Annotated in this window: 13 protein-coding genes and 4 pseudogenes; 3 read left to right on the forward strand and 14 right to left on the reverse strand. The window is 58.5% G+C overall.

What is annotated here, in order from left to right; all coding sequences use genetic code 11:
• From WS62_RS38190 to WS62_RS36505, 3 genes and pseudogenes are all read right to left on the reverse strand, one after another.
• A pseudogene (locus tag WS62_RS38190) lies at positions 1-202 on the reverse strand (hypothetical protein); the annotation flags it as partial.
• Between the two features lie 71 nt (positions 203-273).
• Entirely contained in the window at positions 274-477 is a 204-nt protein-coding gene (locus WS62_RS37450) for a YadA-like family protein (protein ID WP_197422855.1), read from the reverse strand.
• A gap of 47 nt (positions 478-524) precedes the next feature.
• Positions 525-1043, reverse strand: a complete 519-nt coding sequence (locus WS62_RS36505) for a hypothetical protein (protein ID WP_156441007.1) — start codon at positions 1041-1043, stop codon at positions 525-527.
• A gap of 148 nt (positions 1044-1191) precedes the next feature.
• On the opposite strand from WS62_RS36505, the gene WS62_RS36510 reads away from it, so the two are divergent.
• Positions 1192-1491 carry a hypothetical protein gene (locus WS62_RS36510; RefSeq protein ID WP_156441008.1) on the forward strand — a complete coding sequence of 100 codons (300 nt, stop codon included), beginning with the start codon at positions 1192-1194 and terminating at the stop codon, positions 1489-1491.
• A 188-nt stretch (positions 1492-1679) separates the two neighbouring features.
• On the opposite strand, the gene WS62_RS16245 is transcribed toward WS62_RS36510, so the two are convergent.
• From WS62_RS16245 to WS62_RS38205, 6 genes and pseudogenes are all read right to left on the reverse strand, one after another.
• Positions 1680-2027 (reverse strand): CesT family type III secretion system chaperone, encoded by a 348-nt coding sequence (locus tag WS62_RS16245; protein WP_066572572.1) that lies wholly within the window; start codon positions 2025-2027, stop codon positions 1680-1682.
• A gap of 13 nt (positions 2028-2040) precedes the next feature.
• Complete coding sequence (locus WS62_RS16250) at positions 2041-3696, reverse strand: inositol phosphate phosphatase SopB (RefSeq protein WP_156441010.1); 1656 nt, start codon at positions 3694-3696, stop codon at positions 2041-2043.
• A 135-nt stretch (positions 3697-3831) separates the two neighbouring features.
• The gene (locus WS62_RS38195; protein ID WP_231748318.1) at positions 3832-4197 is read right to left on the reverse strand and encodes a recombinase family protein; all 366 of its coding nucleotides are present in this window, start codon (positions 4195-4197) and stop codon (positions 3832-3834) included.
• A 6-nt stretch (positions 4198-4203) separates the two neighbouring features.
• Positions 4204-4419, reverse strand: coding sequence for a recombinase family protein (locus WS62_RS38650; RefSeq protein WP_331460076.1), 216 nt, complete (start codon positions 4417-4419; stop codon positions 4204-4206).
• A gap of 56 nt (positions 4420-4475) precedes the next feature.
• Positions 4476-4652 (reverse strand): annotated as a pseudogene (locus tag WS62_RS38820) (recombinase family protein); the annotation flags it as partial.
• Positions 4639-4989, reverse strand: coding sequence for a hypothetical protein (locus tag WS62_RS38205; protein WP_231748319.1), 351 nt, complete (start codon positions 4987-4989; stop codon positions 4639-4641). The gene WS62_RS38205 and the pseudogene WS62_RS38820, both read right to left, overlap by 14 nt.
• Positions 4990-5173: 184 nt before the next feature.
• On the opposite strand from WS62_RS38205, the pseudogene WS62_RS36515 reads away from it, so the two are divergent.
• Together WS62_RS36515 and WS62_RS16265 are read left to right on the forward strand one after the other, a co-directional pair.
• Positions 5174-5377: pseudogene (locus WS62_RS36515) on the forward strand (transposase domain-containing protein); the annotation flags it as partial.
• Between the two features lie 54 nt (positions 5378-5431).
• Positions 5432-5772: pseudogene (locus tag WS62_RS16265) on the forward strand (IS21 family transposase); the annotation flags it as partial.
• Positions 5773-5778: 6 nt separating this feature from the next.
• On the opposite strand, the gene WS62_RS16270 reads toward WS62_RS16265, so the two are convergent.
• The 5 genes from WS62_RS16270 to WS62_RS16290 form a co-directional block, all read right to left on the reverse strand.
• Positions 5779-6531, reverse strand: coding sequence for a hypothetical protein (locus tag WS62_RS16270; protein ID WP_082721015.1), 753 nt, complete (start codon positions 6529-6531; stop codon positions 5779-5781).
• On the reverse strand, positions 6528-7331 hold the full coding sequence (locus tag WS62_RS33920) for a reverse transcriptase domain-containing protein (protein ID WP_231748320.1): 804 nt from the start codon (positions 7329-7331) through the stop codon (positions 6528-6530). The genes WS62_RS16270 and WS62_RS33920 overlap by 4 nt, the downstream gene beginning before the upstream one ends.
• Before the next feature lie 220 nt (positions 7332-7551).
• The gene (locus WS62_RS16280; RefSeq protein ID WP_066572587.1) at positions 7552-8133 is read right to left on the reverse strand and encodes a fimbrial protein; all 582 of its coding nucleotides are present in this window, start codon (positions 8131-8133) and stop codon (positions 7552-7554) included.
• Positions 8134-8197: 64 nt separating this feature from the next.
• The gene (locus tag WS62_RS16285) at positions 8198-10858 is read right to left on the reverse strand and encodes a fimbrial biogenesis usher protein (RefSeq protein WP_082721017.1); all 2661 of its coding nucleotides are present in this window, start codon (positions 10856-10858) and stop codon (positions 8198-8200) included.
• An 83-nt stretch (positions 10859-10941) separates the two neighbouring features.
• Positions 10942-11637, reverse strand: a complete 696-nt coding sequence (locus WS62_RS16290; protein WP_066572591.1) for a fimbria/pilus periplasmic chaperone — start codon at positions 11635-11637, stop codon at positions 10942-10944.
• Positions 11638-11732: the final 95 nt, after the last annotated feature.

Here is an 11732-nt window from a genome sequence, read left to right on the forward strand (position 1 = left end):
CGCGCCCCGCGTCAATATCCCGCTTCCGACAGGTTCGTCGCTCCTGCAACGTCGATTTTGAAACTTGTGTCATGCCGCCGTTACGTGACGCCGCCGGAAAAGCGCGGATTTTGACCGCCATCGACAAATACCAGCGAACCGCGCAACTGATGACGACAGCAGGGAAGCGGTGGCCGTGATAAAGCGATTCCGTCTTCTTCATCGTCTCATTCTACCGCCGTCGGTCCACCAACCTGACAGCGCCCGGCCGACACGCATAAAGCACCCGCAAAGTCAGTGCTGCCAGTTCGCTCCGACGCCGATTGTTTTGCCCTCCGAACTCAACCGAATTCCACTTCGGATTTTTGGATTGGTCGCAAGCCATGCGGTATCGCCAAGCGCGATCGCATCGCGGCGCTTATACGATCCCACGCCGATGCAGATCGAGAGAAGTTGGTATGCCGCACAGCGACAGCGGGCGGCATAACGAACGCCCAGTTAGCGCATACGAAATGGAGCGGGCAACCTCAGACTCGAGATCGCCATCAGGGATGACTGCTGACATAGCTCGCTTGAACCTCAGAAGGCAAGTTTGCTTCGTCGTATTTGGCAAAAAACAGCATGCTGCCGGCTCCATTGAGGAGAACGCCGCTCGCATTAGCGGCTGCCTCCCGAGGATTGCCGCGACTGATGCTACGAATCGTGTCGCAAACGAATCTGCCGCTTTCACGCAGCGAAGCCATTGATTGCGATCGTTGGCCACTCTCGACCTTGTGAAGGTTGTCGATAATGGATTTGCCAGTCTTTTGAGTAATGCCAATTCCCCGGTCGACCAGGAGACGGTTAACACCGTAGACCATGTCTGAGTAGCAACTACCGTATTTTAAAGACACCCGGTTAATGTCGTTACGAATTGAAGTCCATTTATGTTCAATGCAATCGGATTCGATATTTCCGTGGCGTATTGCCGAATTATCGATATTATTTTCTGAAATTTGATGATCTTGGTTACCCTTGTTTTGGCTCAGGATGGAGTTTCCATCTGCATCTTCTTGACGATTCATGAGGCGAGAAATGCTTGATGCGACTATGGGTGTAAGGCCAGTGATATTTGATGGCATAATTTATTCCGTTTCAACGATATGATTAATATATTCAGAGTAACGCTGGCGGCACAGCGTGTCCTCAACGAAAGTGTCCGATTCATTCTGAATGGCAGACACCAACGTATTTGACGTCAATTTTCTCGCGGCGTTTTTGAACGATATCAATGTCTTGAGCCTTCAAATCGAATGGTGCGCGAAACATGCAAGAGATGGAGATGCGGATCACTTCCTCGATTATTGGGCCGGCGATGAGCTGACACGCGGCCAGGCAAGTTTTGCCATGCCGCCAATAGCAGGACCGGAATCTCGGCAGTATGGTCGTGTGCAGCGCATTTGGATCGCCAAAGCTAGCCATGCGAGATATGCATGGCTCCTCGCGCCGCACACCGGCGCGAGGAGCGGCTAACCCATTCGGGAACGTGACGTGCGTCCCCTCGACTCATTTCACGGCGCCCCGCAGCCGGAAAGCGATGGCCGTGATAAAGCAATTTTGTGTGCTTCATCGCACGATCTTACTCGTCGGCTCCCGCGAGGTATCAATTCCATTGATTCCATGGGCCTGATGATCCGCAACCCGTCGGCCGAGTCGGAACCCTAATCGAGTCGTAGTTCGCTTTTCAAGTGATTCGCGATGCTGACCAGATCTTTCAAGGCATCGTGCAGTTCTTCGCCACTGCGCTCGCCAGATATGCGCGATAGCGCCAACAGCAAGGACTCATCGGCGTCCGCCGCCAGTATCACGCTGCCGGCATAGTTGTATTGCAACAATCTTTTCAACGTTTCCGGATCTTCCGGCAGCGCGCCCAGCGGGCAGACCATCTCCAACCCGGTGGGCGTTTCGTCAAAGTGGACGGCCAGATTCTCTTCGAAGAACAGTACCGGATCCTCGTCGTCCCATTCCAATCCCAAGGTTTCATACAACAGAGATAACAAGCTGTACATGTCTTTTCCACTGTTAAACGAGCGACGACAATCCTCGCGCCTGCTGGTGCACGCCGGCATCGCCGATGCGCTTCGCGTAGGACAGGTTCAGCAGCTGCCTGAATGGCAGCGTCTTGAGGACTTTGTTGCCGACCGCGCCTGTGTTTTTTTCCTGCACCTCCAGGTTACCGCCGTCCAGGAGCACGGCGCGGAACAGGCGCTTCATGGATTCTGTCAGTCCGGCCATCGGGCGGCTCGGCAGGTGCCCCTCGTGCTGCGCGATAGCCTCGCGCTTGATTTCGGCGTCCAGCATCCCGGTTCGGTCTTTGCCGCTCTTGCAGTTCCAACAAGGGACCGCGCCGATCTCATACGCGAGCATTGCTACTCGCTGGGCGGCCTTGTACGGCTCTCCACCGTCCTTGTGGTGCGCGTGCTGCGCCCAAATTTCCTTCAATTGCGTAGCCATCGTCCTGATACGTTCCGCATTTTCCGGCCGTCCAGTCAGATATTGGCCGACCCAGCCCCCAAGCGGCGCAGCGGGATTCAGGTCGGGCCCGAGCAAGGTGTGCAAAGCCTGTTCGTTCATCTTGTCCGACTCACGATGACCGAGCCCAAGCTTTAACGCAGGCTCGTTGACGCCGAAATTGAACGCGGCTACATCCAGACGCACTTTTACGTCGCGCAGTTGACCGTCCTGATCGCGAACGCTCAACGCGATCGGTTGAATGCGCCCGCTTAGCGCCTTCCAGGCTGCCGCCTGGTCCCGCAGCATGGATTTTTCGTTGCCGAACGGCGTGAGAAGCGAACAGGACGCGAGCCTTAGCGTGACGGTTTCGCCGGCCAGCGCGTTGTGCAACTTGTCCGGCTGAGAAAAAAGGGCGGCGGCAGCAACCTCTTTCGCGCGGCGAATCGCTCCTTGCTCGCGCAACACGGGATCGTTCAGACCGAAAGGCGATAGAACGCCGTGGCGAATGCCTTTGAAGAGCAGTTTGCTCGAGCCGTCTTCCTGCAAGGCAGCCAGTTCCGACTGCCATAGGTTGGTTGCATGCTGCGCTTCCGTCGTGGACGCGCTGCATACTCCCTGGTCGTTGTACGGGCGTTCGAAAATGTCCCGTGTGCCGAGCTTCATTTGTGAAGCCGGCGTCAGTTCACAACCGTATTTGCGACCGTCATATGTCACCGTGGTGGTGATGGTTTTCCACTCCTGCTGATTGAGCAATTCGGTACCGGCCTGACGTAGCAGCTTTCTAGCTTCCTGGAGGGCGGTGCTTGGCGCAGTACGCATATTGCGCAGGTGGCGCGCGATGATCTGAACCAACTCGTCGTTCAACCGCTTCATCGAAGCCGTATCTTTGGGCAGGACCGGCCGGTCTTCATTGTATCGGCTGGCGCTCAGCTGCGCGGACATATTTTTTAGCAGCTGCGCATCGGGTGTGTTGCCGTATCCAAGCTTGTCGAGTGCCGCACGGGCGGCATCCAGCTGATGACATTGCAGCGTGAAAGGCGCATGGAGCGAGCGGCTATCCGAAGACCGCAATTGCGAGGGGAGCATGTCATGCGCGAGCATTTTGGGATAGCTGATTTCCGGCCGTTCTATCTTGTGTGGAGTCGGATGGTTGTCCGGGGCGATACCTCGATGTCGGTAGGCCACCGTAGTGCGCCCCAAAGGAAAAAGGTTTCGAATATTCATCTCTGCTCAGAACGGTTTTTTCAGCATATGCTGGTTGCCAGCTTATGACGGAACTCGGTTAATCGATATCAAAAAATGGCTCCATCACCGAAATCCGCATTCGATTTCGGCAATCTGATCGCGGTGCTTGTAGGTCTAATGTGCACGGCCATCGACGATGGTCGTCTGCTTCCCACTCTTGCCATATGCGTAGGCCCCGGCATAGAACGGATTCCTGAGCACCGAGATCACGTTACGGTAACGTATCAGCGTCCAGTCGAAATGCGTCAGGGTCCTGCCATCGGTCGGACGCGGAAAGTGGATTTGTTCGGCCTGTAACGACAGGAAAGCCTGCCGTGCGCTACCCAGTTCGCGAAAGCGGGTGAAGATCATGCGTATCACTTCCTGCTGCCGTTGGTTGGGATCAAGACCCAGGCCGACATCACGATGCCAGAGATAGCCAATCGGCACGCTGATGCGCAATTCACCGCGCTGAGCCTTGGAACGCGCGGCATCCAGCATGCGCGTTCATAGCACGTTGAGCTCGAATTCGCTAATGTTGCCCTTCATGCCGAGCAGCAGCCGGTCGTTCGGTCGGCAGGGATCGTACACGCCATCAAGGTCGATGACCCGCGCCTCGACGAGACCACACAGTTCGAGCAGATGGTGCCAGTCGCGCCCGTTACGGGCAAGACGTGATGCATCCAGGCAAAGGACAGCTCCGACTTCACCGGCACAGGCAATGCCACCAGCCGCTCAAAGCCGGGCCGGGCCACCGTTCCGCTCGCCGATCGACCCAGATCATCGTCGATGACCTCGATATCGCGAAACCCGCGGCGCTTTGCTTCTCCCACGAGTTCGTACTGGCGACGCTGGCTCTCGAGGTTCATCTGGACCTGGGCCTGCGTCGACTGACGGACATAAACTACTGCCTTGCGCTGGAGAAGGGGCGCCGGCAAACGATCAGCGTTCGTCATCGTCACGCTCCTTCCCGGTGGTTGCGCCGGCGGCTTGGATCATCAGGCTTGCATGATGCGTGATTACCTTTGCGCGTTGCGCCGCGTTCATTCCCTGAAGCTCGACGTTGTCGAACACCATGTTCATCTGGCGCGGCGTCACCGCCGGCGATTGCGGTCGTGCTTGAGCACCCCTTGGCAGCTGGCCCATTGCGTTTCTCCCGGCGAAGGTGGAACTGTCCGGCGAGTTTGCTCGCAAGCGCCGATCAACAAGCAGCCGATGCAGGGCGCATAGCACCGCCACGGTAACCCTCGGCTCGCCGAGCTCCATGGCGGAACACACTGCGCGATCCAGCATCCACGCTGCCACCACCTTGACTATTCCAGGGCCCGCGTCGACATGCACCACGCGGCCGCCGCTGCGATTCTCTACGTCTCGAACCTTGACGCGGCGACCATACGGTGGATGCCAACGACAATGGACTTCAACTTCCTGCCCGGTATGGGCTGAATGTATGCGAGCTTGCGGCAGGCAGGAGGTATGGCTTTTTGCAGACGAGGTTGGTTTCGCGAGGCTTCCGCCAATCCTCTATTCGCTTGTTCAAACGTGCCTCGCCAACCACATCGACGTCTACCAGTATCTCGTCGATTTGTTTAAGGCCCTGCCGCATGCAAAAACTGCCGAGGATTACGAGGCGCTGCTTCCATGGAAGCAGGGCCGGCGCCTTCCCGAAAAAAATCTATAAGTCCAATCGCCGGCAAGGACGTGCTTCAATGCCCGTTTACTCAAGGGCCGACTCTACGCGCCGGTTCTGAACCGGACCTACGTCGAGATGGCTGCCCATTACTCGATGGCGATCATCCCGGCACGCAAACGTCGGCCCCGCGACAAGGCGAAGGTCGAGCAGTCGGTGCTCCTGGCACAGCGCTGGATTCTGGCGCGGCTGCGCAACCAGCGGCTGTTCGGCCTCGACGAAGCCAATCGCGCAATCGCCGCGCTGCTTGTCGAGCTGAACAACAGGCCGTTCATGAAGCTGCCCGGCTGCCGCCGCTGCGCCTTCGTGGAACTTGACCGCCCGGCACTTCGCCTCCTGCCAGAAGGCCTAATCAGTATGCACTGTGGAAGGTTGCGCGTGTAGGCTTCAGGTTATTCGCAGGTTAGCTCGATGGTCGCGGAGCCTGTGTAGACGCCGGGTGGCACGGGGTCGGGGTTTATTTTGACGTCGTACGTGGGGCCGACAGACAGCACCCACCCGGGCGTCGTGCTGGAGTCTGCGGTTGGGATAAGCCAGTGCAGAGGCGTGCCGTCCGGGTCGCCGGTCGTTAGGTCACCATAGCCGGTCGTGGAGGTCGCGGACGGTATGACGCGGATCGCACCGGTGCCGGTGCTGCCCGTGACGAGCTGTTCCTGGGCGGCTGCCCCGGTGGTAGTGGTGAGCCGCACGTCCTTGACGTATTCGACGGTTAGGCCGGGGTTGGCGGGCGCGGAGTTGTTGAAGGTGACGGTGGCGGCCGTATAGTTATGGTTGACTTTTAGCAGGAGTTCCGCCTTACCCGATGCCGTGGCGCCGGGCTGGAGGACAGAGGTGACGGTGAGGACGCCTTTGTCGCTGTCCAACGCCGTGGTTCCGAGCCGTTGCGCAGTGCCGTCACATGTGCCGTCAGAGGTGAATCCGTTCGATGTAAAGGACCACGTCACGGCGTCGGGTGGCGCGGAGGATATGGTGCATTTCACGGCGTCCAGCTCGAAGTGCAGTTTGGTGCTGACCGGGGCGGCGGTAGCAGTGTTGTGGAAGGTCGACGCCGGGCCAGTGCAGCTTACCGTGTCGGCGGCGGGCGCGGGTAGGGCGGCGGTCAGGGCTACGAGGGCGAACACGGCGTGGTGGACGGGATATTTCATAGGGGTGCTGAGGAGTGGGTGCGGGTGGGAGGCGAGCACACGCGCAGAAGCCCGTGGGCCCAACTTTTCCATCGTGTTTCATATGCCTGCACCCGGGCAGCGGCCTCAAAATGGGAGGCACCTCGCCGCCGGGCCTGCTCATAAAGCCGCAGGCATCGTTCGTGGTGGTTGTTTAATGCTCGAGGAGAAATGGCGGGGCCCTCGGCGCCAAACCAGACGCCCAGCCAGTCGAACCCCTTCTCGAGGCGTCCGGTCTGGGTCTTGTCGGGATGGCGCTCAAAGCCGCTGAAGTTAAAGAATTCCGCCAGCCGCGCGATGGACCGTCGAAGCGTCCAGCGTGATCGCGCGAGCAGCAAAAAATCATCCATGTATCGGACATAAAACAATTCATGTGGACTCTGGCTTCGGTAATAACCGTCAATATGGTGCAGCAGGCTGCCACCGATCAGGGGACTCAGTGCGCAGCCACGCGGTATGCCGTATGCCGGCGTGTGTATTTCACCGCCCTGCTCGACGCTGTAATGGAGATACTGGTAAATCAGCTCGCGGCAGACCGGATCTGGCACATGGCGGTTTACCAGTGCCATTACCTCCGGCTTGCGGATATGTTCGTAATACCCCCGGATATCCGTCCGGTGCACAAACCGGTATATCCCGCTGCGCAGAGCTTCACTCACCAGCCGTAGACTGGCTCGAACTCCCGCTCCCTTCAGATGGGTACAGGCTTCGTGCTGCGGCAACTGATGTTGCACCTGTAACGCCACCCATTTCAGGACCAGCGCGTCCGGCGCTGACCACATGGCCAATGCGTCCTCCCCACGACCTTGCACGAGCATCGGTGACAGTCGGTACCGGCCATCCCTGACAGCACGATACAGACTGGCCCCGCGCTCTGACCATCGCCAGCGAAGATGCCAGACATCCGCGTTGGGTGGATGCCGGGTTCTTCGCTGGCAGAGCCATTCAAATGCGGCCTGCCAGGCAGCATACTGATCGTCTGTAGCTGCTGGCAGCATGCCCTTACTCGTAGGTCATATACAGCGTCGCGGTGCTAGATACTTTGCCCGGCTTTAGGACGTCGGACTGCGTATCTGCGGTTGCGGCCGAGCGCACCAGCTTCGCGAGGAATGTCATGTCTACGCCACCGTTCGACACCGGGTACTCCACAGGTGTGGTGCCGTCCGGTTTGATCTGCGTATCCTGTGCCGGACCACCAAACAGGGCTACCGCAACGCCGGCCGCAGCGTCGTCGCCACTTTCTTTGTTGGCGAAATCTGTGGAGTCTGTACCGTCAGCCGTACCGACGCCCATGACCGAGACCTTCGTCACGCCGGAATCACAGTTTGTCAGGGACAGGGTGAAGGGTTTGAGTGCTCCCACATCGCCCTGAGCTGCCAAGTCAGTCGAAGCGACTGAGCCAAGGCTCACCGAGACCCCGTCGGCGGTCCAGCTTGGCGTGCAGGTCTTCCCGACGACCGTGGCAGTAATGTTAACGGTCGCCGAGGCGGTATTCGCTGTGGCTGCCTGTGCGCCCCATGATGCGGCAAACAGGGCGGCGGTAATCACACCCAGGGTGCTGATTTTTTTGACAGTCAAAGACATGCTATTTTCCTTTGGAAATAAATGCGGTAAATACCGCTGGTTGAAAAAACGTATTTGAGGAGAGTTACTGACAGACCTCCTCTGTCTGGAACAGGGGGACTTGAAGCGCCGTTTTGGGCAACTGGTAATGCACCGTGCACTGTTGGTCCGGGGCACTCCCCCATTGCGCCTTCAGATTGCCGTCCTGTGCCAGACCGGACAGATAAACCTGCCCTCCGTCGGCCACTAAGCCGCTGCTGTTGCCGTCACCGGTGCTGACCGTGGTGCCGAATGGCAGCGGTTTTCCTTGATGAGTTAGCGTGATCAGGGTCCGGGCGCCGTTATGCGCGGTGAAATCCGCTCGCACCAAGGCGCCTTGCGTGGGCACGACGCGGGTGACCGGATTATCAATATCCGTATGGTCGTCCAGGCGACTGACGTCCAGAGCGACCCGGTTTTCCCGGTACGCACTGGCGTAAGGCACCACGGTGTATCCCCGCCAGTCGGTGTGAATGCCGGTACCGTTTTCCACCGGCACGCCGGCGGCGCCCGGCGCGGCAACCAGGACATTCGTCGTCCCGAGTGACTGCCCCAGCGTCAGGCCACCGCCGTGCAGCACCGCTGCGCCCGACGCGCCGTAGCGCACCTGACGGTAGTTGCGGCTGTATCCATAGCCGACGGACGCTTTGCCGTAGGTGCCCTGATACCCGAGGCTGACATCGCCATTGTTGCCGTCTTCACGCCCGTATCCCTGCGCCACACTCCAGCTAAGGTTGTCTTCGGCCAGCGCCGTTCCGCCGAGCGCGGCTTGGTGACTGATGTTGCCGTTGGTATCCCGACTGGCGTTGTAATTCGCCCACACGGAATGTTGATGTGCCGCGCTGTCGCCGTGCGGCAACCACTTATCCAGTGGCAGGGAGAGGGACAGAAACAGTGTCTGGTCTGGCCGCGGCTGTCCGCTCACCCGGCTGTAGCCGTAGGAAAGGCTGTAGCCAACGTGACCCAAGGTGCCGCTGAAGCCCGCCTGCAGGGTGTTTGTGGTCGCCGCGTTGTGCCAGTAGGTCTGGTGAGTGCCGGCCAGATAGAGGGAGCCCAGACGCCCGATTCGCTGGGAAACGTTGACTTGCAGACGCCCCCGCTTGCTGCTGTACAGATTGTAGTAATTCAGCCAGTTCTGCGGCAACGGGCGACCGGCCGCATCCACGGTGTCTGTGTCGTAGAGCCAGCCGGACATGCCTTTCAGCGCGGTTTCGTCCAGGGTGTGGAATCCCTGCGTGGAGTAACGGTAGCCCATCAACTGGAATGTGGTTCCGGTGGAAACCAGCGAGCGGCTGTACAGGAAGCGTATGGATTGCCCGTTATGATGAGAACCATCCGCCAGCGTACTGCTGGCCTGGGTGATGTCGGCTGACAGCGCGCCCCAGCGCCCCATGTCGAGGCCGACCCCGAGCGCCAACGCCCAGTACTTCTCGGCCACCTGCAACCCACCATAGGCAGTGATATGGTGTGGCAGGCCCCACAGCACGGTTCCCTGCGCAAACATCGGGCTGCTGTAACGGTCGCTGGAGTTGCGGTAACGCCCCGCAGTGAAACTGTAGCGGATATGTCCCTCGCGCTGCAGTACCGGCACGGACGAATACGGGACCGTGAAAACATGCGTGGTCCCGTCCGCCTCGGTCACCGTCACTTCCAGGTCGCCACCGGCTGACATGGGGTAAAGATCGTTGATCGCGAACGCGCCCGGCGCCACGAAGGTCTGGTAAATCACATTTCCGTTCTGACGGACGCTGACCTTTGCATTGCTGTACGCGGTCCCCTTGATTTCAGGAGCGAAGCCACGCATGGTGTCCGGATACATGCTGTCATCCGTCGCCAGCTGTGCACCGCGGAACGAAAGGGCATCAAACACATCGCCGCCGGTGGTGCTGTCGCCCAGCGTCAATTCGCTGTGCCACGGAACGATGGTGCGCTGAACATAGGTGTTCAGATGCTGCCAGCGGTTCTGGTTACCGTAACGGCTTTCGTAGCTACTCCAGATGCTGTTATCCCGCAGTCGCCACGCGCCGAGATTCACCCCGCTGGTCAGATTCAGATAGAGGCTGCGGCTGTTGCCGTAACTACCGAAGTTATCGCTGCCGCTGAACTGATAACTCAGCATGGCGGCGTTGACGCCCTCGTCCCACCGTTCAGGTGGAATCCAGCCGTGCGGGCGGTTCAGCAGAGCCGCCTGCGGAATACTGACATCCAGCCGCATTTTCTGGAAATCAAAGGCGGTGTAGGCTTGAGGAATGTATTTCCCGGGCGACACGCACTGGTCATCCGGTTGTGACGCCAGCGCCGGAAAGGCAGCCGTGTTGACCCCCAGGTCAACCAGATCCTTTCTATTCAGGCAGGCCATCAGTCCGGTGCTGTCATGGATATCGCCATCGTCGTGTGGCGTACTTGCCCCCGATGCGGCGGATGTGTCTTCCGGCACGTTATCGACTGCATCATGTACGGCAATAAAACGGATGGTACGGGACGCCACGCTTTGTCCGTTGACGTAAATATCTACGGCATAAGCCCCGGGAAGCTGCGCGCCGCCCGACTCGAAACGAGACAGATCCGCCACCGACTGAGGGTCGCCGGAAATCATGGCTGGATCGAAATGCAGCCCGGCATGTGCCGGCCCCGAAAATACCGCCGCAAGCGCTATTGTCAATGGAGCAAGCTTAAAGCAGCCTGGATAGTTTTTTTGTTTACTCATTTGATGGCGAATCCTACGCATGGGGCAAACAGAGACTCCGCGCCAGTTATTCCCGGTTGGGGGCAAGAAACGTATTGGCTTGTTTATTTAATTACCGAGCTAATCTCTTTTGTGATGGCGCCGTAATCGTTAATAACGTGAAATGTGATGGTGCTCCCGCTTGCTCGCGGTAATGCCTCGGAGTTATGGTCCTTGGGGGCGACCATAATATCCTTCAACTCAACACCGCCAATCTTGATATTCACCAGCGTGATGTAATAGGGCGTCGGATTGCTAATGTCCAGCCGACCATCGGCGCGACGGAACTCCAGCAGGGACGGAGCCTGATCCGGGGATGGCTTCAGATTGGAGGGGCGGACGAAAAGCTTGATTCGGCTGGCAGCGGCTACGCGCAGCACATTTCCCGCTTTCTCCGTTTTCTCGTCAAAGGAGGGGATGGCTTTGGCGACAAAATAATAAAGCGACTCTTTGTCCTGGGGCAGGTCACCCCCGGCGCGCACCAGGCGCAGGGTGTTCTCGTTATGCGGCCCACTCAGATACAACGGCGGCGTGACCACAAAGTTGTTGCTTTTATGGCCCGACGCATCTTCCACCCATGATTGAACCAGGAACGAGTCCGTGGCGGAAGAATTATTCACCGACAGGCTCTGCTGCCGCGAATTCTCCGGATAAATGATCCGGGTTCCCCGAATGGAAATGCCACCCTCCGCCATAGCAGGCAGAGAAATCAAACATAAGCAGGCAACAGCGGCGGCCCTCTTAAGAAAATATGCTGACATTGACATCTAACTCCGCAATATTAATGAACTGCATGTCTTAGAACATTGACCACATTTTCGGCTCGTATCGCCGACGCCTTTGGCATGGTGTCATT

The organism is Burkholderia sp. ABCPW 14, assembly GCF_001523835.1.
Classification (GTDB): Bacteria; Pseudomonadota; Gammaproteobacteria; order Burkholderiales; family Burkholderiaceae; genus Burkholderia; species Burkholderia mayonis.

Bases quoted from the DNA above. Each gene is read 5' to 3' on its own strand.
- WS62_RS36505 (WP_156441007.1), bottom strand. From the start codon at position 1,043: ATGAATCGTCAAGAAGATGCAGATGGAAACTCCATCCTGAGCCAAAAC.
- WS62_RS36510 (WP_156441008.1), top strand. From the start codon at position 1,192: ATGGCAGACACCAACGTATTTGACGTCAATTTTCTCGCGGCGTTTTTG.
- WS62_RS16245 (WP_066572572.1), bottom strand. From the start codon at position 2,027: ATGTACAGCTTGTTATCTCTGTTGTATGAAACCTTGGGATTGGAATGG.
- WS62_RS16250 (WP_156441010.1), bottom strand. From the start codon at position 3,696: ATGAATATTCGAAACCTTTTTCCTTTGGGGCGCACTACGGTGGCCTAC.
- WS62_RS38195 (WP_231748318.1), bottom strand. From the start codon at position 4,197: ATGCTGGATGCCGCGCGTTCCAAGGCTCAGCGCGGTGAATTGCGCATC.
- WS62_RS38205 (WP_231748319.1), bottom strand. From the start codon at position 4,989: ATGCTGGATCGCGCAGTGTGTTCCGCCATGGAGCTCGGCGAGCCGAGG.
- WS62_RS16270 (WP_082721015.1), bottom strand. From the start codon at position 6,531: ATGAAATATCCCGTCCACCACGCCGTGTTCGCCCTCGTAGCCCTGACC.
- WS62_RS33920 (WP_231748320.1), bottom strand. From the start codon at position 7,331: ATGTGGTCAGCGCCGGACGCGCTGGTCCTGAAATGGGTGGCGTTACAG.
- WS62_RS16280 (WP_066572587.1), bottom strand. From the start codon at position 8,133: ATGTCTTTGACTGTCAAAAAAATCAGCACCCTGGGTGTGATTACCGCC.
- WS62_RS16285 (WP_082721017.1), bottom strand. From the start codon at position 10,858: ATGAGTAAACAAAAAAACTATCCAGGCTGCTTTAAGCTTGCTCCATTG.
- WS62_RS16290 (WP_066572591.1), bottom strand. From the start codon at position 11,637: ATGTCAGCATATTTTCTTAAGAGGGCCGCCGCTGTTGCCTGCTTATGT.